The following is a 19,834-nucleotide window of genomic DNA, read 5'->3' as shown; positions in this document are numbered from 1 at the left end:
TGGGCATCCGCCGACTTGAACGGGGCAAGCGAAAGGGATAACCACCCTCTCAGTTTTTCCCCTCCTTACGTCTCTAAAGGACAGGTTCACATGGCGCGCGACAAGATTGCTTTGATTGGCTCCGGTCAGATCGGCGGAACGCTGGCTCACCTCATCGGCCTGAAAGAATTGGGCGACGTCGTGATGTTCGACATCGCCGAGGGCGTGCCGCAGGGCAAGGCGCTCGATATCGCGCAGTCCTCGCCGGTCGACGGCTTCGACGCGAACTATAGCGGTGCCAACTCCTACGAGGCGCTCGAAAACGCCAAGGTCTGCATCGTCACCGCCGGCGTGCCGCGCAAGCCCGGCATGAGCCGCGACGACCTCCTCTCCATCAACCTCAAGGTCATGGAGCAGGTCGGGGCGGGCATCAAGAAGTACGCGCCGGATGCCTTCGTCATCTGCATCACCAACCCGCTCGACGCGATGGTGTGGGCCCTGCAGAAGGCCTCGGGCCTGCCGCACAAGAAGGTCGTCGGCATGGCCGGCGTGCTCGATTCCGCGCGCTTCCGCTACTTCCTGGCCGACGAATTCAACGTCTCCGTTGAGGACGTCACCGCCTTCGTGCTCGGCGGTCACGGCGACACCATGGTGCCGCTGGTGAAGTACTCCACCGTCGCCGGCATCCCGCTGCCCGACCTCGTCAAGATGGGCTGGACCTCGCAGGCGCGCCTCGACGAGATCGTCGACCGCACCCGCAACGGCGGCGCCGAGATCGTCAACCTGCTCAAGACCGGCTCGGCCTTCTACGCGCCGGCGGCTTCCGCGATCGCGATGGCCGAGAGCTATCTGCGCGACAAGAAGCGCGTGCTGCCCTGCGCCGCGTACCTGAACGGCGAGTACAGCGTGAAGGACATGTATGTCGGCGTGCCGGTCGTGATCGGCTCCAAGGGCGTCGAGCGCGTCGTCGAGATCGAGCTCGCCGGCAAGGACCGCGAAGCCTTCGACAAGTCGGTCGGCGCCGTGCAGGGCCTTGTTGATGCCTGCAAGAAGATCGCACCCGATCTTCTCGGCCGCTAAGCGCGACAATTCCCGCCGAAGATCGAAACCCGGTCTTCGGCGGTTTCATTTCCGGACCCTGCTGACCGGGGCGGGTCTGGTCCATTTCGATGTCAAAGAATCCGGGTTGCAGTTCCTGTGGTATATGGTATGCCAGCCACAAGACTGAGGTGGGCCTTAAGGGGTCACCGCCCGCGGGTTCAGGGAGCAACCATATGAATATCCATGAATATCAGGCCAAAGCGCTGCTGGGTGAGTTCGGCGTGCCAATCTCCAAGGGCGTTCCGGTCCTGAGTGCCGCCGATGCAGATGCGGCGGCCATGGCCCTGCCGGGCCCGGTCTGGGTGGTGAAAAGCCAGATCCATGCCGGCGGTCGCGGCAAGGGCAAGTTCAAGGAAGCCTCCGCCGGCGACAAGGGCGGCGTCCGCATCGCCAAGTCGGCCGCTGAGGTCGCCGAATTCGCCAAGCAGATGCTGGGTGCCACGCTGGTGACCGTGCAGACCGGACCCGCCGGCAAGCAGGTCAACCGCCTCTACATCGAGGACGGCTCTGACATCGACAAGGAATTCTATCTCTCGATTCTGGTCGACCGCGAAACCTCGCGGGTCTCCTTCGTCGTCTCGACAGAAGGCGGCGTCAACATCGAGGACGTCGCGCACAACAACCCCGAGAAGATCGTGACCTTCTCTGTCGATCCCGCCACCGGCATCATGGGCCATCACGGCCGCACGGTTGCGAAGGCGCTGAATCTCTCCGGTGATCTCGCCAAGCAGGCCGAGAAGCTCGCCGCGCAGCTTTACGCGGCCTTCGTCGCCAAGGACATGTCGATGCTGGAGATCAACCCGCTGGTCGTGACCAAGCAGGGCCAGCTCCGCGTGCTCGACGCCAAGGTGTCGTTCGACGACAACGCGCTGTTCCGTCATCCCGAAGTGCTCGCGCTGCGCGACGAGACCGAGGAAGACGCCAAGGAAATCGAGGCGTCCAAATACGACCTCAACTACGTCGCGCTCGACGGCAATATCGGCTGCATGGTCAACGGCGCCGGCCTTGCCATGGCGACGATGGACATCATCAAGCTCTACGGCATGGCGCCGGCGAACTTCCTCGACGTTGGCGGCAGCGCCAGCAAGGAGAAGGTCGCGGCCGCGTTCAAGATCATCACCGCCGATCCCAACGTGAAGGGCATCCTGGTCAACATCTTCGGCGGCATCATGAAGTGCGACGTGATCGCCGAAGGCGTCACCGCCGCCGTGCGCGAGGTCGGTCTCAGCGTGCCGCTGGTGGTCCGCCTCGAAGGCACCAATGTCGAGCTCGGCAAGAAGATCATCCGCGAATCCGGCCTGAACGTGGTGCCCGCCGACAATCTCGACGACGCCGCGCAGAAGATCGTGAAGGCCGTCAAGGGAGGCTAAGGCCATGGCCCAGGACCATCTCGCCGCATCATCTCCACTTGCAGAGCATGCGCGTCTCGCCGCGTTCGCCGGCGAATGGAATGGTGAAGAGGTGGTCTTTCCGTCCCGCTGGACGGAAGGCGGGCCGGCGACCTCCCATGTCGTCGCGCGCATGGACCTGAACGGGTTCTACCTGATCCAGGACTGTGTCCAGATGCGCGACGGCAAGCAGAGCTTTGCCACCCACGGCATCTTCACCTTCGACCGCGACGACCGGACCTACAAATTGTTCTGGTACGATTCACTCGGCTACACGCCGCCCTCGCCTGCCTCAGGCGGGTGGGTCGGCAACACCCTGACGCTGGTGCGCGGCTCGCTCCGCGGCAATGCACGCCACGTCTACGAGATCATCGACGACAACTCTTATTCGTTGAAGATCCAGTTCTCGCCGGACGCGGAAGGCTGGGCTGACGTGCTCACCGGCGTCTACCGCCGCATCCACTGACCTCTCACTCTGTTAGTTTCGCGAAAGCAGACCTCATGTCCATCCTGATCGACAAGAACACCAAGGTCATCTGCCAGGGCTTCACCGGCAAGAACGGCACCTTCCACTCCGAAGCCGCGATCGCCTACGGCACCAAGATGGTCGGCGGCACCTCGCCCGGCAAAGGCGGCTCGACCCATCTGAACCTGCCGGTGTTCGACACCGTGCGCGAGGCGCGTGAGAAGACCGGTGCGGATGCGTCGGTGATCTACGTGCCGCCGCCGGGCGCTGCGGACGCGATCTGCGAAGCCATCGACGCCGAGATCCCGCTGATCGTCTGCATCACCGAAGGCATTCCCGTGATCGACATGGTCCGCGTGAAGCGCTCGCTCGCCGGCTCCAAGTCGCGCCTGATCGGGCCGAACTGCCCGGGTGTCATGACCGCCGGCGAATGCAAGATCGGCATCATGCCGGCCAACATCTTCAAGACCGGCTCGGTCGGCATCGTCTCCCGCTCCGGCACGCTGACCTATGAGGCCGTGTTCCAGACCTCCCAGGAAGGCCTCGGCCAGACCACCGCGGTCGGCATCGGCGGCGACCCGGTCAAGGGCACCGAGTTCATCGACGTCCTGGAAATGCTGCTGGCCGACCCCAGGACCGAGTCGATCATCATGATCGGCGAGATCGGCGGTTCCGCCGAGGAGGACGCCGCCCAGTTCCTCAAGGACGAGGCCAAGCGTGGCCGCAAGAAGCCGATGGTCGGCTTCATCGCGGGCGTCACCGCCCCTCCTGGCCGCCGCATGGGCCATGCCGGCGCGATCATCTCGGGCGGCAAGGGCGACGCCGGTTCCAAGACTGAGGCGATGAAATCGGCTGGGATTACAGTGTCCCCGTCGCCCGCCCGCCTCGGCCATACGCTTGCCGAAAAGTTGAAGGATTAATTCACTTCTTCGTACTTTTCCGGGCGAAGTTTCGCAGCAAATAGGGTAAAGGGTGCCTGTCGCGTCGAGCCCTGTCGGGGGAGCTCGGCGCCAGCGCCGTTTGTTATGCGCGAACCGAAATCGCCAGGAACCCAGTATGTCTCGCCAGGACGCGAACGCAGCCTTTGCCCTGTCATCATTTTTGCAGGGCACCAACGCCACCTACATCGACGAAATCTACGCCCGCTACCAGAAGGACCCCTCCTCGGTCGACGCCGAGTGGCAGGAGTTCTTCAAGAGCCTCAACGACGCGCCTGCCGACATCAGCAAGAACGCGGAAGGCCCCTCCTGGGAGCGGGACAACTGGCCGCTGACGCCGCAGGATGACCTGACCTCCGCGCTCGACGGCAATTGGGCCGAAGTCGAGAAGGCGGTCGGCGGCAAGATCGCCGCCAAGGCACAGGCCAAGGGTGCCGCGCTCTCCTCCGCCGACCTGCTCCAGGCGACGCGCGACTCCGTCCGCGCGCTGATGCTGATCCGCTCCTACCGCATGCGCGGCCACTTCCACGCCAAGCTCGATCCGCTCGGCATCGAAGCCCAGCGCAACCGCGAAGAGCTCGACCCGCGCACCTACGGCTTCACCGAAGCCGATTTCGATCGCAAGATCTTCCTCGATCACGTGCTCGGGCTCGAATACGGCACGCTGCGCGAGATCACCGCGATCTGCGAGCGCACCTATTGCCAGACGCTCGGCGTCGAGTTCATGCATATCAGCAATGCCGCGCAGAAGGCGTGGATCCAGGAGCGCATCGAGGGGCCGGACAAGGAGATCTCGTTCACCCGCGAAGGTCGCCGCGCCATCCTGATGAAGCTGGTCGAGGCCGAAGGCTTCGAGAAGTTCTGCGACACCAAGTTCACCGGCACCAAGCGCTTCGGCCTCGACGGCGGTGAAGCGCTGATCCCCGCGCTCGAGCAGATCATCAAGCGCGGCGGCAATCTCGGCGTGAAGGAAATCGTGCTGGGCATGCCGCATCGCGGCCGCCTCAACGTGCTGACGCAGGTGATGGGCAAGGCGCACCGCGCGCTGTTCCACGAGTTCAAGGGCGGCTCGGCCAACCCCGACGCGGTCGAAGGCTCGGGTGACGTCAAGTATCACCTCGGCGCCTCCTCGGACCGCGAGTTCGACGGCAACCGCATCCATCTGTCGCTGACCGCCAACCCCTCGCATCTCGAGATCGTCGATCCCGTCGTGCTCGGCAAGGTCCGCGCCAAGCAGGACCAGCACGGCGATCCGCCTGACATGCGCATCTCCGTGATGCCGCTTCTGATGCACGGCGATGCCGCGTTCGCCGGCCAGGGCGTGGTTGCCGAATGCTTCGGCCTGTCCGACCTGAAGGGCTACCGCACCGGCGGCTCCGTGCACTTCATCGTCAACAACCAGATCGGCTTCACCACCTATCCGCGTTACTCGCGTTCCTCGCCCTATCCGTCCGACGTGGCGAAGATGATCGACGCGCCGATCTTCCACGTGAACGGCGACGATCCGGAAGCCGTCGTGTTCGCCGCGAAGGTGGCGACCGAATTCCGGCAGAAGTTCCACAAGCCTGTCGTCATCGACATGTGGTGCTATCGCCGCTACGGCCACAATGAGGGCGACGAGCCGGCTTTCACCCAGCCGGTGATGTACAAGCGGATCGCGGCCCATCCCTCGACCCTCACGCTCTACGCCAAGCGCCTGGTCGCCGAAGGCGTGGTCACCGAGGGGGAGGTCGACAAGCTGAAGGCCGATTGGCGCGCCCGGCTCGATGCCGAGTTCGAGGCCGGCACCTCCTACAAGCCGAACAAGGCCGACTGGCTCGACGGCAAATGGGCGGGTTTCAAGATCGCCGACCAGGAAGAGGATGCGCGCCGCGGCGTGACCGGCGTCGACCTGCCGGTCCTGAAGGACATCGGCCGCAAGATCACCAAGGTGCCGGATGGTTTCCGCGTCCACCGCACCATCCAGCGTTTCCTCGACAACCGCGCCAAGGCGATCGACAGCGGCAACGGCATCGACTGGGCGACCGGCGAAGCGCTGGCATTCTGCACGCTGCTTGCCGAAAACCACCACGTCCGTCTGTCCGGACAGGATTCGGAGCGCGGCACCTTCTCGCAGCGCCACTCGGTGCTGATCGATCAGGAGGACGAGAGCCGCTACACGCCGTTCAACCATCTCGGCAACGAGCAGGGCCATTACGAGGTCATCAACTCGCTGCTGTCGGAAGAAGCGGTGCTCGGCTTCGAATACGGCTACTCGCTCGCCGAGCCGAACACGCTGACGCTGTGGGAAGCCCAGTTCGGCGACTTCGCCAATGGTGCGCAGGTCGTGTTCGACCAGTTCATCTCCTCGGGCGAGCGCAAATGGCTGCGCATGTCCGGTCTCGTCTGCCTGTTGCCGCACGGCTATGAAGGTCAGGGACCGGAGCACTCTTCGGCGCGCCTCGAGCGTTACCTGCAGATGTGCGCGGAAGACAACATGCAAGTGGTCTATCCGACCACGCCGGCGAACTACTTCCACGCGCTGCGCCGGCAGCTGCATCGCGAGATCCGCAAACCCCTGATCATGATGACGCCGAAATCGCTGCTGCGTCACAAGCGGGCGGTATCGCGTCTGGAAGAGCTGGCGAAGGGCACGACCTTCCACCGCATCCTCTATGATGACGCCCAGATGCTGCCGGACGAGGCGATCAAGCTCGTTCCCGACGAGAAGATCCGCCGCATCGTGCTCTGCTCCGGCAAGGTCTATTACGACCTCTACGAAGAGCGCGAGAAGCGCGGCATCGACGACATCTACCTGATGCGCGTCGAGCAGCTCTATCCGGTGCCGCTGAAGGCGCTGGTGGCCGAACTGTCCCGCTTCAAGAAGGCCGAAGTGATCTGGTGCCAGGAAGAGCCGCGCAACATGGGTGCCTGGCACTTCATCGAGCCCTATCTGGAATGGGTGCTGAACCAGGTGAACGGCGCAAGCCGGCGTCCGCGTTATGTCGGCCGCGCCGCTTCCGCCGCGACCGCCACGGGTCTGATGTCCAAGCATCAGGCGCAGCTGAAGGCGTTCCTGGACGAAGCACTGAGCTGAGAAGTTTTTTTAAGACGTCGTCATGCCCCGCCCTGTGCGCAATCGCGTACCGGGGCGGGCGATGACACCTGAATTCATGACCGCATTGGCGATCCCTTAAGGAAGACACCATGACTGAAATTCGTGTGCCGACGCTCGGCGAATCCGTCACCGAGGCCACCATCGGCCGCTGGTTCAAGAAGGCCGGCGATCCCGTCGCCGTCGACGAGCCCTTGGTGGAGCTCGAGACCGACAAGGTCACCATCGAAGTCCCGGCGCCCTCCGCGGGCACGCTGAGCGAGATCATCGCCGCCGATGGCGCGACCGTCGCGGTCGGCGCGCTGCTCGGCCAGATCACCGATGGTGCCGGTGCTGCCAAGCCTGCTGCGGCGCCTGCGAAGCCCGCCGCTGCTCCGGCGCCCGCTGCGGCTGCTCCCGCTCCGGCTGCCGCGAAGGCGCCGCCGGCCGATGCCCCGCTCGCGCCGTCCGTGCGCAAGCTCTCGGCCGAGACAGGCATCGACGCCTCGACCGTTCCGGGCTCCGGCAAGGACGGCCGCGTCACCAAGGGCGACATGCTCGCTGCGATCGAGCGTGCGGCCTCCGCGCCGACCCCGGTCAACCAGCCCGCCGCCGCCGTGCAGGTTCGCGCGCCGTCGCCGGCAGATGACGCCGCCCGCGAAGAGCGCGTCAAGATGACCCGCCTGCGCCAGACCATCGCGCGCCGCCTCAAGGACGTGCAGAACACTGCGGCCATGCTCACGACCTTCAACGAGGTCGACATGACCAACGTCATGGCGCTGCGTGCCCATTACAAGGATGCGTTCGAGAAGAAGCATGGCGCCAAGCTCGGCTTCATGGGCTTCTTCACCAAGGCCGTCGTGCAGGCGCTGAAGGACATCCCGGCGGTCAACGCCGAGATCGACGGCAGCGATCTGATCTACAAGAACTACTACCACATCGGCGTCGCCGTCGGCACCGACAAGGGCCTCGTCGTGCCCGTGGTGCGCGACTGCGACCACAAGTCGATCTCCGACATCGAGAAGAGCATCGCCGATTTCGGCCGCCGCGCCCGTGACGGCCAGCTCAAGATCGACGAGATGCAGGGCGGCACCTTCACCATCACCAACGGCGGCATCTACGGTTCGCTGATGTCGACCCCGATCCTGAATGCGCCGCAGTCCGGCATCCTCGGCATGCACAAGATCCAGGAGCGCCCGATGGTCGTCGGCGGCAAGATCGAGGTCCGCCCGATGATGTATCTGGCACTGTCCTACGATCACCGCGTGATCGACGGCAAGGAAGCCGTCACCTTCCTGGTTCGGGTCAAGGAGAGCCTGGAAGATCCGGCGCGCCTGGTGCTCGATCTCTGATCCCTGACGCTCTGCGAGCGCCGTCGCCATTCGCGGCGGCGCGTGTCGAACCATGGAGGCGCGCATGACGGATAAGGTCGTTGTCATCACCGGCGGCAGCCGCGGCATCGGGCGGGCAACCGCACTTGCAGCCGCCGCGCGCGGCTACCGTGTCGTGGTCGGCTATGCCAGCAACAAGAAGGCCGCCGACGAGGTGGTCGCGCAGATCGAGGCCAGCAACGGCAAGGCGATCGCGGTGAAATGCGACGTCGCCGAGGAGCGCGACATCCTCGATCTGTTCAGGCAAGCCGACAAGTTCGGCACGCTTGGCGCTCTCGTCAACAATGGCGGCATCGTCGGCCAAAGCGGCGTGCGCGTCGACGAGATGTCGGCCGAGCGCATCCAGCGCGTGCTGGCGGTCAACGTCACCGGCTCCATCCTCTGTGCGCGTGAAGCCGTGAAGCGGATGTCGACCAAGCACGGCGGCCAGGGCGGCGTCATCGTCAATCTGTCGTCGGTCGCCGCCAAGCTCGGCGCACCCAATACTTATGTCGATTATGCCGCGTCCAAGGGCGCGGTGGATTCCTTCACCATCGGTCTCGGTTATGAGGTAGCTAGCGAAGGCATTCGCGTTGCCGCGATCCGACCCGGCCTGATCGACACCGACATCCACGCCTCCGGCGGCGAGCCCGACCGGCATCATCGGCTGGCCCATCTGGTGCCGATGAAGCGCGTCGGCACCGCGGACGAAATCGCCAATGCGATCGTCTGGCTGATGTCGGACGATGCCTCCTACGTCACCTCGGCCATTCTCGATGTGTCCGGCGGACGCTGAAGCGCCGGCGGACGCTGACACATCCTCATCACGCTAAACCTACGGGACTTTCTCTCATGGCTACCTACGATCTCGTCGTCATCGGCACCGGACCTGGCGGTTATGTCTGCGCGGTGCGCGCCAGCCAGCTCGGCATGAAAGTCGCCGTGGTCGAAAAGAACGCAACCCTCGGCGGCACCTGTCTCAATGTCGGCTGCATGCCCTCCAAGGCGCTGCTGCACGCCTCGGAGATGTTCGAGGAAGCCGGGCACTCCTTCGCCAAGATGGGCGTGTCGGTGTCCGCGCCGAAGCTCGATCTGCCCGCGATGATGAACTTCAAGCAGCAGGGCATCGACGGCAACGTCAAGGGCGTCGAGTTCCTGATGAAGAAGAACAAGGTCGACGTGCTCAAGGGCACCGGCAAGATCTTGGGCACCGGCAAGGTCGAAGTCTCCGCCGACGGCAAGTCGCAGGTGATCGAAACCAAGAACATCGTGATCGCCACCGGCTCTGATATCGCGCGGCTGAAAGGCATCGAGATCGACGAGAAGCGCATCGTCTCCTCCACCGGCGCGCTGTCGCTGGACAAGGTCCCCGGCAAGCTGCTCATCGTCGGCGCCGGCGTGATCGGCCTCGAGCTCGGCTCGGTCTGGAAGCGCTTAGGTGCCGAAGTCGTCGTGGTCGAATTCCTCGACCGCATCCTGCCCGGCATGGACGGCGAGATCGCCAAGCAATTCCAGCGCATCCTGGAAAAGCAGGGCTTCGTGTTCAGGTTGGGAGCAAAGCTCACCGGTGTCGACGTCTCGGGCAAGGCGCTCAAAGCGACGATCGAACCGGTTCCCGGCGGTGCAGTCGAGACGCTCGAGCCTGACGTCGTCCTGGTCTGCATCGGCCGCGTGCCCTACACCGATGGTCTCGGCCTGAAGGAAGCCGGCGTCGCGCTCGACGCGCGCGGCCGCGTGCAGATCGACCCGCATTTCGCCACCAGCCTGAAGGGCGTCTATGCCATCGGCGACGTCGTCGCCGGCCCGATGCTCGCGCACAAGGCCGAGGACGAGGGCGTTGCGGTTGCGGAGATCATCGCCGGCCAGGCCGGCCACGTGAACTACGACGTGATCCCGGGCGTGGTGTACACCACGCCGGAAGTCTCCTCCGTCGGCAAGACCGAGGAAGAGCTGAAGCAGGCCGGCGTCGCCTATACCGTCGGGAAGTTTCCCTTTACCGCCAACGGCCGCTCCAAGGTCAACCAAACGACTGACGGCTTCGTGAAGATTCTCGCAGATGCGAAGACAGATCGCGTGCTCGGCGTGCACATCATCGGCCGCGAAGCCGGCGAAATGATCCACGAGGCATGCGTTCTCATGGAGTTTGGCGGCAGTGCGGAAGATCTCGCCCGCACCTGCCACGCGCATCCGACCCGCTCGGAGGCCATCAAGGAAGCCGCGCTTGCAGTCAGCAAGCGGGCCATCCATATGTAGGTCGCGCCCAGAGCCGAACCGGGCGGGACATCACATGCTGCGCCGCCTCCTTCAACCGGTCTGGGTCCTGCTTGCGATCATCTTCCTGATCGAAGCTTGGCTGTGGGACCACCTTGAGCCGATCGTTGCAAAGGTCGTCGCGCTGATCCCGCTTGCCCGGTTCAAGGCCTGGCTGGCGGAACGCGTCGATGCCCTGTCCCCGGCGATGACGCTGATCGTCTTCGCCGTTCCGATCATCCCGCTGTTTCCGCTCAAGCTGGTCGGCCTCTGGCTGCTCACGCACGAATACTGGACCAGCGCGGTCTTCACGATCCTGTTCGCCAAGATGCTCGGCGTCGGCGTCACCGCCTTCGTGTTCGACGTCACGCGCGACAAGCTGCTGGAGATGCACTGGTTCGAGCGGCTCTACGAGCTGGTCTTGAGGCTGCGCGCCAAGGCCACCGAACTGGTCGAGCCGGTCAAGCGCCGCATCCGCGAGCTGATCAGAGGCAATGGCGAGGGCTGGTCCTCGCGCACGCTCCGCCTGATCCAACGCTTCCGCAAGAGCGTGCACGAAGCGCGGTAGCTGTCTGCCACACACGCGCTGTCATCGCCCGGCTTTGACCGGGCGATCCAGTATTCCAGAGGCAGCAGTGGCTGAGCCGAGGGGCCTCGGCGTACTGGATGCCCCGGTCCCGGCTCCACCAAGGTTATGCCGAGGCCTGCAGGGTGCTCGGCTCGCCGAAGCTTAGCGAAGGCGGCAAGCCGGGGCATGACGCTTTGTGTGTGGCTACAGGCGCCGCCGCGCCCCTTCAATGCAAATGCAGCAGATGCGGCCACCACAGGCCGAGTCCGGTCATGACGATGCCGGCGAGCGTCAGCAGGCCGCCGACATAGGCGAGCGCGATCATGCCGGTGATGATGGTCGCTGACGCCAGCACGATGCCGATCTGGAAAGCGGCCGACGCCAGCTCGAAGTGATGATATTTCGCGGTCGCTTCGTCGCGCTCATGTTCGGCGTGCTTGGCCCTCTCGGCGAGCTGCTCGGTGCCTTCGCCGGTGTCGGGCTCGGAGCGGTAGCGCTGCGCGGTCTTGGTCCAGTCGTCGATCTGCTTCTGCACCGCGGCCTTCATGGCGTCGTCGCTGGCGGAGCCCAGTGTCAACTTGCCCTGCTCGGCGGCGGTCTGCACCACGGTGCGGCGAACGCTCTTGGCCTGGAAGAAGGCCCACAGATTGGCCGCCTCGACATTCTTGCTGATCGATTCGGTCTGCGCGCCCTTGCCGAGCGTTTCCGAGATGGCCAGGAACAGCGCAAGCACCGCGATCAGAAGGGCGATCTTCTTGTTCTCGCCCGATGCGTGCTCGGCATGCTCGGCGTGCTCCATGCTTTCGTGTGCGCTCATGAATCCCTCCTGTCTCGGTTCTGCAACGATTGACCGAACCGCGCGGCCCGCGCAAGAGGCCTGCGCGTGATGACAGCTTGATGTCAGGAATCAGCGCCTGCTTCAGCGTCTCGGATGCGCGCTCGCATAGACTTCCAGCAGCCGCTCGGAATCGATGCCGGTATAGACTTGCGTGGTCGAGAGCGAGGAATGTCCGAGCAATTCCTGGATCGCGCGCAAGTCGCCGCCGCACGACAAAAGATGCGTGGCGAAGGAGTGGCGCAACGCGTGCGGCGTGGCGCTGTCGGGCAGGCCCAGCGCGCCGCGCAGCCGCTCCATGGCGAGCTGGATGATGCGCGGGCTCAAGGGACCGCCGCGCGCGCCGACGAAGATCGGTCCCTCCGGCGGTAACGCATGCGGGCACATCGCGACATATTCGTCGATCAGCGCCAGCACGTTCTGCAGCACCGGCACCATGCGCGTCTTGTTGCCTTTGCCGGTGACGACAAGCACGTCGCCTTCGCCGGGGCGCGGTACCTCGCGGCGCTTCAGGCCGAGCGCCTCGGAAATGCGCAGGCCCGAGCCATAGAGCAGCGCCATCACGGCGGCGTCGCGCACCAGGATCCAGGTCTCGCGTTCCTCGCCGGCGCGCTCGTCGGCGTCGGTGAGACGTTTTGCCGATGCCATCGGCAGCGGCTTCGGCAGGCTTTTTGCGACCTTGGGTGCACGTATCGCGGAGAGTGCGCCGACCTTGCCCTTGCCCTCGCGCTCGAGGAAGCGGCCGAACGAGCGCAGGCCCGCCAGCGCGCGCATCAGGGAGCGGCCGGCAATGTCGTCGGCACGGCGCATCGCCATGAAGGCGCGGACATCGGTGGCCTCCAGGGCGGCGAAACGCTCGAGCGTGACGCGCTCGCCCCAATGAGTGCAGAGGAAATCCAGGCACTGCCGCAGGTCGCGGCCATAGGCCTCCAGCGTCTTCGGCGACAGCCGCCGCTCGGCACCGAGATGCGACAGCCAGCGCGCCATCTCTTGTGCGATCGAGGGATCGGCGCTGGCGAGCTCGATGTTCGGGGCGGCTGCTTTGCTCATGCGCTCTGGACGAAATGATTCCACGCAGTATATCGCATCACACAAGTTTACTGTTCGCTAAGGTGCCCGCGGCGCGCTAGCCTCCAGGCCCGCAAGGTTCCGATTCTCCATCCATGGATCACACGTCGCGCAGCAACGCCGCCCCCGCCAATGCGACCGGCATGGTCGACGTGCTGGTGCCGGTCGCGCTCGACCAGACCTATTCGTACAAGGTGCCGCGCGGCATGGAGCTGAAGGCGGGCGATCTCGTCGGTGTGCCGCTGGGCGCGCGCGAGGTGCTCGCCGTGGTCTGGAGGGAAAACGCCAGTCCCGATCCACGCCTGCACAATCGCCTCAAGGAGGTCAACGAGAAACTCGACATTCCGCCGCTGAAGGGCGAGCTGCGTTCCGTGGTCGACTGGGTCGCCAATTACACGCTGAGCCCGCGCGGCATGGTGCTGCGCATGTGCCTGCGGATGGGCGAGAATCTCGGGCCCGAGCGCGTCCGCGCAGGCGTGCGCCTGACCGGCGATCCGCCGCGGCGGCTGACCCCGGCGCGGGCGCGCGTGATCGAGCTGCTGTCGGACCGGCTGCTGCACGGCAAGTCCGAGGCCGCCAGGGAAGCCGGCGTCTCGGCCGGCGTGATCGACGGCCTCGTCGATGAAGGCACGCTGACAGTCGAGCCGATGCCGCCGCCGCCCCCGCCACCGAGCCCCGATCCCGAGTTCGGCCTCCCGGATTTTTCGCCGCTGCAGCGTGCCGGCGTCGATGCGATGCGCGCGCTCGCGGCCAACGGCACCTTCCACGTCGCGCTGCTCGACGGCGTCACCGGCTCGGGCAAGACCGAGGTCTATTTCGAGGCCGTCGCGGAAACCATCCGTCGCGGCAAACAGGCGCTGATCCTGATGCCGGAGATCGCGCTGACCGGCCAGTTCCTCGATCGCTTCGCGCAGCGCTTTGGCGTGCGCCCGATCGAGTGGCATTCCGAGCTCACCCCGCGCACCCGCGCGCGCAACTGGGCGGCAATCTCGGAAGGCACCGCGCCGGTCGTGGTCGGCGCCCGTTCGGCGTTGTTTCTGCCTTACACCAATCTCGGCCTCATCGTCGTCGATGAAGAGCACGACCAGGCCTACAAGCAGGACGAGGGCGTGCATTACCACGCCCGTGACATGGCAGTGGTGCGCGCGCATATCGCAAAAATCCCGATCGTGCTGGCCTCGGCAACGCCATCGGTCGAGTCCGAGGTCAATGCGCGCAAGAACCGCTACCAGCGCGTCGCGCTGCCCTCGCGCTTCGGCGGGCAGCATATGCCGCATATCGAGGCCATCGACCTTCGCCGCGAGCCGCCGGCGCGCGGCCGCTATATCTCGCCGCGGCTGGCCGGCGAGATCAGGGGTGCGATCGAAAAGCGCGAGCAGGCGCTGCTGTTCCTCAACCGCCGCGGCTATGCGCCGCTGACCCTGTGCCGTGCCTGCGGCCATCGCTTCGCCTGCACCATCTGCGATGCCTGGCTGGTCGATCACCGCTTTCGGCAACGCCTCGTCTGCCATCACTGCGGCTTCTCGATGCCGCGGCCGCCGACCTGTCCGCATTGCGCCGCGGAGGAATCGTTGGTCGCGGTCGGCCCCGGCGTCGAGCGCCTGCAGGAGGAGGCGGCCGCGCTGTTCCCCGAGGCGCGCACCATGGTGCTGTCGAGCGATCTCATCACCTCGATCGAGACGATGCGCAGCGAGCTTGCCGAGATCGCGGAGGGGCGCGTCGACATCATCATCGGCACGCAGCTCGTCGCCAAGGGTCACAATTTTCCGCGGCTCAATTTGGTCGGCGTCGTCGATGCGGATCTCGGTCTTTCCAATGGCGATCCGCGCGCGGCCGAACGCACCTGGCAATTGCTCAACCAGGTGATCGGCCGCGCCGGACGCGAGCAGGGTCGCGGCGTCGGATACCTGCAGACGCATCAGCCCGAGCACCCCGTGATGAAGGCGCTGATCGCCTGCGATCGCGAGGCCTTCTACGACAGCGAGATCGAGCTGCGCGAAAAGACGCTCTATCCGCCGTTCGGCCGGCTCGCGAGCCTGATCATCTCCGCAGGCGATCGCCCGAGCGCCGAAGGGCTCGGCCGCAAGCTCGTTGCACTGGCGCCGCGCGACGAGCGCGTCGTGGTGCTGGGCCCCGCCGAAGCCCCGCTCGCCGTCATCAAGGGCCGCTACCGCTTCCGCATCCTGGTGAAATCGGCGCGCGGTTTCGATCTCTCGGATTACTTGCGCAACTGGCTCGCGGTGTGCCCGAAGCCGACGGGCAACCAGAAGCTCGAGGTGGACGTCGATCCGCAGAGCTTTTTGTAATCTCTCCTCTCGTGCCCCGGGCGCAGCGCAGCATCTCTTCGACTCTGCGCAGCAACGCCGGCGCGTTGCAGCGCGTCCGGGACGCGAGCGAGAATGATGAGCCCAACAAAAAAGCCCGCGGTCCCCCAAGACCACGGGCTTGTTTCACGCGCGCATCAAACTGCTCATGTCCCTGCGGACGATGATGAAAACTGCGCGTGTCGGCTGAGGCGCGCGAAGCGCCGTCAGGAGACGACTTCCGCAGTGACGCGGCCGACGCCGGCACCGGTGAGGCCGATGGCGCGGGCAGCGCCGGTGGAGAGGTCGAGCACGCGGCCGCGTACGAACGGGCCACGGTCATTGATGGTGACGATGACGCTCTGGCCGCCATGGGTGACGCGCAGCTTGGTGCCGAACGGCAGCGAACGGTGCGCGGCGGTCAGGGCGTTTTGGTTGAAGCGCGCACCGGAAGCGGTGCGGCTGCCTGACTCATTGCCGTAATAGGAAGCCATTCCGGAGAAGGTCCGGCCCGTGCCCGACGACGGCGTCATGGACGCATTGGCATTGCGCCAACCGAAGGTCGCGTTGGAATCGTCCTGGGCTTGATGGCCGTGATGGTGGTGAGAGTACCGGTGATGCCTGGATTTGGCGGAAGCTTCGGTGGCAGTTCCACCGAGGACGAGAGTTGCAGCGACGAAAGCAATCGCCGTACGCGGCCGGGTTACAGTGCCCAGCGTCATCAAAGACAGCATTTAGTGGTCCCTACGCTAGTATTGCCACATATGTGGCCAGTGGAGCCCCCATCAGTTTGTGAGCGGGTTGGCGTTTCGATTCTCAATGAGGCATGAATTGGGCAGTATTTCTGGTATGTGTCCTGATGAAATATCTTGTGACCGGAATCGATATTCAGCCGATGTTCCGTAATCTTTGCCTTTAACGAATCATTAACCACCATATTACTTGCGAATACTGTAGAGCGAAGTTATCGCTGCCAGTGTTTAGAATTGGGTAAGTATTCGGCGGGCACTGCCGACGTGGGCCGCATCACGGCTCAGCGAGCCGTGTTCATGGCGGCTATGCGCTGACGTCAGGAACGAATGGGCCTCGGGTCGCCACGAGGCTCGCGGTGACATAGCGGGCCGTGGCGTCGGCGCTGCCAAGCTGTCGCAATGTGCGACGAACTGGCGACAGAAGGTCGTGCCTTTAATTTGGCGTCATGTTGCACCTGCGCGCCTGCCATGCTAGCAAAGCCGCGATTTTAACGAGCCCGGCACTTCCCGTGTCGGTCGAAAATCGAAGTCCCGCTTGAATTCCAAGGGCTTGGATCGCTAGGCGCCGCTTCGTGGCGACGGTTTTTCCCTTGCGAATTTGACAGCTAAAAGAGCGCGTCTGTGGCTGCAGAAGATACGTCCGTTTCAGGTGTGTCGGGCCGTTATGCAACGGCCTTGTTTGAACTGGCCCGCGACCAGAAAGTGGTCGACGAGGTCAAGGCCGATCTCGACAAGTTCGAGGCTCTGCTGAACGAAAGCGCCGATCTGAAGCGCCTCGTCCGTAGCCCGGTCTTCGCGGCCGACGCCCAGTCCAAGGCGCTCGCGGCCGTCCTGGACAAGGCCGGTATCGCCGGCATCACCGCCAATTTCCTGAAAGTGCTGACCGCCAACCGCCGCTTGTTCGCGGTGGCTGACGTCATCCGCGCCTATCGCGCGCTCGTCGCCAAGTTCAAGGGCGAGGCGACGGCGGATGTGACGGTGGCAGAATCGCTCTCGGACAAGAATCTCGACGCCCTCAAGGTTGCCCTGAAGTCGGTGACCGGCAAGGACGTCGCGCTCAACGTGAAGATCGATCCCTCGATCATCGGTGGCCTCGTCGTGAAGCTTGGCAGCCGTATGATCGATAGTTCGCTTCGCACCAAACTCAATTCGATCAAGCACGCGATGAAAGAGGCAGGCTGATGGACATCCGCGCCGCGGAAATTTCCGCGATCCTCAAGGACCAGATCAAGAATTTCGGCCAGGAAGCTGAGGTCTCCGAAGTCGGACAGGTGCTGTCTGTCGGCGACGGTATCGCCCGCGTCTACGGTCTGGACAATGTCCAGGCCGGTGAAATGGTCGAGTTCGAGAACGGCACCCGCGGCATGGCGCTGAACCTCGAAACCGACAACGTCGGTGTCGTTATTTTCGGTGCCGACCGTGAGATTAAGGAAGGCCAGACCGTCAAGCGCACCCGCGCCATCGTGGACGCGCCGGTCGGCAAGGGCCTGCTCGGCCGCGTCGTCGACGCGCTCGGCAATCCCATCGACGGCAAGGGCCCGATCCAGGCCGACAAGCGCATGCGCGTTGACGTCAAGGCGCCTGGCATCATTCCGCGCAAGTCGGTGAGCGAGCCGATGGCGACCGGCCTCAAGGCGATCGACGCCCTGATCCCGATCGGCCGCGGCCAGCGCGAGCTGATCATCGGCGACCGCCAGACCGGCAAGACCGCGATCGCGCTCGATACCATCCTGAACCAGAAGCCGCTCAACGCGCAGCCGGACGAGAACATCAAGCTGTACTGCGTCTACGTCGCAGTCGGTCAGAAGCGTTCCACCGTTGCCCAGTTCGTCAAGGTGCTGGAAGAGCAGGGCGCGCTCGAATACTCGATCGTCGTCGCCGCCACCGCCTCCGATCCGGCGCCGATGCAGTACATCGCGCCCTTCACCGGCTGCACCATGGGCGAGTACTTCCGCGACAACGGCATGCACGCGGTCATCATCTATGACGACCTTTCGAAGCAGGCCGTCGCCTACCGCCAGATGTCGCTGCTGCTGCGCCGCCCGCCGGGCCGCGAAGCCTATCCCGGCGACGTGTTCTATCTGCACTCCCGCCTGCTCGAGCGCGCGGCGAAGCTGAACAAGGACCAGGGCTCGGGCTCGCTGACGGCGTTGCCTGTCATCGAAACCCAGGCCAACGACGTGTCGGCCTACATCCCGACCAACGTCATCTCGATCACCGACGGCCAGATCTTCCTGGAAACCGACCTGTTCTTCCAGGGCATTCGTCCGGCGGTGAACGTCGGTCTGTCGGTGTCGCGCGTCGGTTCGTCGGCGCAGACCAAGGCCACCAAGAAGGTCGCCGGCAAGATCAAGGGCGAGCTCGCGCAGTACCGCGAAATGGCGGCGTTCGCGCAGTTCGGCTCCGACCTCGACGCCTCGACCCAGCGCCTGCTCAATCGCGGCTCGCGCCTGACCGAACTCCTGAAGCAGCCGCAATTCTCGCCGCTGAAGATGGAAGAGCAGGTTTGCGTAATCTGGGCTGGTACCAACGGCTATCTCGATCCGCTGCCGCTCAATAAGGTGCGCGCGTTCGAGGACGGCCTGCTCTCGCTGCTGCGCGGCAAGCACGTCGACATCCTCAACGCGATCCGCGACAGCCGCGATCTCGCCGACGACACCGCTGCCAAGCTGAAGTCGGTGGTCGAAGGCTTCGCGAAGTCCTTTGCATAAAACTGCCGTTGTGGCCGGGCTTGTCCCGGCCATTCACGTCTATCGACGTGCGAGGCAGCTACGTGGATGCCCGGGACGAGCCCGGACATGACGACTGGATAGGGTTGCGGTCAGGCCAAAGAGCCAGATCGCCGGGGTGAACGAAGAATGGCGTCACTTAAAGACATGCGCGTGCGCATCGCCTCCACCAAGGCGACGCAAAAGATCACCAAGGCCATGCAGATGGTCGCAGCCTCGAAACTGCGCCGCGCGCAGACCGCTGCGGAAGCTGCGCGTCCCTACGCCGACAAGATGAGCGCGGTGATCTCCAACATCGCCAGCGCGGCAGCGGGTTCGCCCGGTGCGCCGACGTTGCTGGCCGGCACCGGCCGCGACCATGTTCATCTGCTGCTGGTCTGCACCGGCGAGCGCGGCCTGTCAGGCGCGTTCAACTCGTCGATCGTGCGTCTGGCGCGCGAGCGCGCCCTGGCCCTGGTCGCACAGGGCAAGGAAGTGAAATTCTTCTGCGTCGGCCGCAAGGGCTACGAGCAGCTCCGCCGCCAGTTCGACAAGCAGATCGTCGAGCATCTCGACCTGCGCAGCGTGCGTCAGCTCGGCTTCGCCAACGCCGAGGACATCGCCAAGAAGGTTCTGGCGCGTTTCGACGCCGGCGAGTTCGACGTCTGCACGCTGTTCTATTCGCGCTTCAAGTCCGTGATCGCGCAGATCCCGACCGCCCAGCAGATCATCCCGCTGGTGGTCGAGGAGGGCGTTGCCGCCAACACGACGTCTTACGAATACGAGCCGGAAGAGGACGAGATCCTCACCCGTCTTCTGCCGCGTAACCTCGCGGTCCAGATCTTCCGCGCGCTGCTCGAGAACAACGCCTCGTTCTACGGCGCGCAGATGAGCGCGATGGACAACGCGACGCGCAACGCGGGTGAAATGATCCGCAAGCAGACGCTGGTCTACAACCGCACGCGTCAGGCGCAGATCACCAAGGAACTGATCGAAATCATCTCGGGTGCCGAGGCCGTCTGACCAAGGCGCACC

16 protein-coding genes are annotated in these 19,834 nt (G+C 64.7%); 13 read left to right on the top strand and 3 right to left on the bottom strand.

Going from position 1 to position 19,834, the window contains the following annotated elements:
- Positions 1–90: 90 nt before the first annotated feature.
- From mdh to XH88_RS31545, 9 genes are all read left to right on the top strand, one after another.
- The gene (mdh, locus tag XH88_RS31585) at positions 91–1,059 is read left to right on the top strand and encodes a malate dehydrogenase (RefSeq protein WP_271672134.1); all 969 of its coding nucleotides are present in this window, start codon (positions 91–93) and stop codon (positions 1,057–1,059) included.
- Between the two features lie 194 nt (positions 1,060–1,253).
- Positions 1,254–2,450 (top strand): ADP-forming succinate--CoA ligase subunit beta, encoded by a 1,197-nt coding sequence (gene sucC, locus XH88_RS31580; protein WP_271672133.1) that lies wholly within the window; start codon positions 1,254–1,256, stop codon positions 2,448–2,450.
- A gap of 4 nt (positions 2,451–2,454) precedes the next feature.
- Complete coding sequence (locus XH88_RS31575) at positions 2,455–2,934, top strand: DUF1579 family protein (RefSeq protein WP_271672132.1); 480 nt, start codon at positions 2,455–2,457, stop codon at positions 2,932–2,934.
- A 35-nt stretch (positions 2,935–2,969) separates the two neighbouring features.
- Positions 2,970–3,854, top strand: a complete 885-nt coding sequence (gene sucD / locus XH88_RS31570; RefSeq protein ID WP_271672131.1) for a succinate--CoA ligase subunit alpha — start codon at positions 2,970–2,972, stop codon at positions 3,852–3,854.
- 136 nt (positions 3,855–3,990) lie between these two features.
- Positions 3,991–6,948 (top strand): 2-oxoglutarate dehydrogenase E1 component, encoded by a 2,958-nt coding sequence (locus XH88_RS31565; protein ID WP_271672130.1) that lies wholly within the window; start codon positions 3,991–3,993, stop codon positions 6,946–6,948.
- 110 nt (positions 6,949–7,058) lie between these two features.
- Positions 7,059–8,297: a 2-oxoglutarate dehydrogenase complex dihydrolipoyllysine-residue succinyltransferase gene (odhB, locus tag XH88_RS31560; RefSeq protein ID WP_271672129.1), complete on the top strand. Its 1,239-nt coding sequence runs from the start codon at positions 7,059–7,061 to the stop codon at positions 8,295–8,297.
- A gap of 64 nt (positions 8,298–8,361) precedes the next feature.
- Positions 8,362–9,111, top strand: a complete 750-nt coding sequence (locus tag XH88_RS31555; RefSeq protein WP_271672128.1) for an SDR family oxidoreductase — start codon at positions 8,362–8,364, stop codon at positions 9,109–9,111.
- Between the two features lie 56 nt (positions 9,112–9,167).
- Positions 9,168–10,568 (top strand): dihydrolipoyl dehydrogenase, encoded by a 1,401-nt coding sequence (gene lpdA, locus XH88_RS31550; protein ID WP_271672127.1) that lies wholly within the window; start codon positions 9,168–9,170, stop codon positions 10,566–10,568.
- A 34-nt stretch (positions 10,569–10,602) separates the two neighbouring features.
- Complete coding sequence (locus tag XH88_RS31545; RefSeq protein WP_271672126.1) at positions 10,603–11,133, top strand: hypothetical protein; 531 nt, start codon at positions 10,603–10,605, stop codon at positions 11,131–11,133.
- A gap of 226 nt (positions 11,134–11,359) precedes the next feature.
- On the opposite strand, the gene XH88_RS31540 is transcribed toward XH88_RS31545, so the two are convergent.
- Together XH88_RS31540 and XH88_RS31535 are read right to left on the bottom strand one after the other, a co-directional pair.
- Entirely contained in the window at positions 11,360–11,950 is a 591-nt protein-coding gene (locus XH88_RS31540; RefSeq protein WP_271672125.1) for a DUF4337 domain-containing protein, read from the bottom strand.
- A 102-nt stretch (positions 11,951–12,052) separates the two neighbouring features.
- Entirely contained in the window at positions 12,053–13,018 is a 966-nt protein-coding gene (locus XH88_RS31535) for a tyrosine recombinase XerC (RefSeq protein ID WP_271672124.1), read from the bottom strand.
- 113 nt (positions 13,019–13,131) lie between these two features.
- Here XH88_RS31535 and XH88_RS31530 point away from each other — a divergent pair, with 113 nt between their 5' ends.
- Positions 13,132–15,342: a primosomal protein N' gene (locus XH88_RS31530; RefSeq protein ID WP_271672123.1), complete on the top strand. Its 2,211-nt coding sequence runs from the start codon at positions 13,132–13,134 to the stop codon at positions 15,340–15,342.
- A 224-nt stretch (positions 15,343–15,566) separates the two neighbouring features.
- On the opposite strand, the gene XH88_RS31525 is transcribed toward XH88_RS31530, so the two are convergent.
- Complete coding sequence (locus XH88_RS31525) at positions 15,567–16,073, bottom strand: septal ring lytic transglycosylase RlpA family protein (RefSeq protein ID WP_271672122.1); 507 nt, start codon at positions 16,071–16,073, stop codon at positions 15,567–15,569.
- 639 nt (positions 16,074–16,712) lie between these two features.
- On the opposite strand from XH88_RS31525, the gene XH88_RS31520 reads away from it, so the two are divergent.
- The 3 genes from XH88_RS31520 (at position 16,713) to XH88_RS31510 (ending at position 19,822) form a co-directional block, all read left to right on the top strand.
- Positions 16,713–17,273, top strand: coding sequence for a F0F1 ATP synthase subunit delta (locus XH88_RS31520; protein WP_271672121.1), 561 nt, complete (start codon positions 16,713–16,715; stop codon positions 17,271–17,273).
- Positions 17,273–18,802 carry a F0F1 ATP synthase subunit alpha gene (gene atpA, locus XH88_RS31515; protein ID WP_271672120.1) on the top strand — a complete coding sequence of 510 codons (1,530 nt, stop codon included), beginning with the start codon at positions 17,273–17,275 and terminating at the stop codon, positions 18,800–18,802. Before XH88_RS31520 ends, atpA begins: the two co-directional genes overlap by 1 nt.
- 147 nt (positions 18,803–18,949) lie before the next feature.
- Positions 18,950–19,822, top strand: a complete 873-nt coding sequence (locus tag XH88_RS31510) for a F0F1 ATP synthase subunit gamma (RefSeq protein WP_271672119.1) — start codon at positions 18,950–18,952, stop codon at positions 19,820–19,822.
- The last annotated feature ends 12 nt before the right edge of the window (positions 19,823–19,834 follow it).

The sequence above is a fragment of the Bradyrhizobium sp. CCBAU 51627 genome (assembly GCF_028128765.1).
Lineage (GTDB): Bacteria > Pseudomonadota > Alphaproteobacteria > Rhizobiales > Xanthobacteraceae > Bradyrhizobium.
The sequence above is the reverse complement of the archived record's forward strand: the minus strand, read 5'-3'. Positions and strand labels throughout refer to the sequence as shown.

Bases quoted from the DNA above. Each gene is read 5' to 3' on its own strand.
- sucD (WP_271672131.1), top strand. From the start codon at position 2,970: ATGTCCATCCTGATCGACAAGAACACCAAGGTCATCTGCCAGGGCTTC.
- XH88_RS31540 (WP_271672125.1), bottom strand. From the start codon at position 11,950: ATGAGCGCACACGAAAGCATGGAGCACGCCGAGCATGCCGAGCACGCA.
- sucC (WP_271672133.1), top strand. From the start codon at position 1,254: ATGAATATCCATGAATATCAGGCCAAAGCGCTGCTGGGTGAGTTCGGC.
- XH88_RS31525 (WP_271672122.1), bottom strand. From the start codon at position 16,073: ATGCTGTCTTTGATGACGCTGGGCACTGTAACCCGGCCGCGTACGGCG.
- mdh (WP_271672134.1), top strand. From the start codon at position 91: ATGGCGCGCGACAAGATTGCTTTGATTGGCTCCGGTCAGATCGGCGGA.
- XH88_RS31575 (WP_271672132.1), top strand. From the start codon at position 2,455: ATGGCCCAGGACCATCTCGCCGCATCATCTCCACTTGCAGAGCATGCG.
- XH88_RS31510 (WP_271672119.1), top strand. From the start codon at position 18,950: ATGGCGTCACTTAAAGACATGCGCGTGCGCATCGCCTCCACCAAGGCG.
- XH88_RS31535 (WP_271672124.1), bottom strand. From the start codon at position 13,018: ATGAGCAAAGCAGCCGCCCCGAACATCGAGCTCGCCAGCGCCGATCCC.
- lpdA (WP_271672127.1), top strand. From the start codon at position 9,168: ATGGCTACCTACGATCTCGTCGTCATCGGCACCGGACCTGGCGGTTAT.
- XH88_RS31530 (WP_271672123.1), top strand. From the start codon at position 13,132: ATGGATCACACGTCGCGCAGCAACGCCGCCCCCGCCAATGCGACCGGC.
- odhB (WP_271672129.1), top strand. From the start codon at position 7,059: ATGACTGAAATTCGTGTGCCGACGCTCGGCGAATCCGTCACCGAGGCC.
- XH88_RS31555 (WP_271672128.1), top strand. From the start codon at position 8,362: ATGACGGATAAGGTCGTTGTCATCACCGGCGGCAGCCGCGGCATCGGG.
- XH88_RS31545 (WP_271672126.1), top strand. From the start codon at position 10,603: ATGCTGCGCCGCCTCCTTCAACCGGTCTGGGTCCTGCTTGCGATCATC.
- atpA (WP_271672120.1), top strand. From the start codon at position 17,273: ATGGACATCCGCGCCGCGGAAATTTCCGCGATCCTCAAGGACCAGATC.
- XH88_RS31565 (WP_271672130.1), top strand. From the start codon at position 3,991: ATGTCTCGCCAGGACGCGAACGCAGCCTTTGCCCTGTCATCATTTTTG.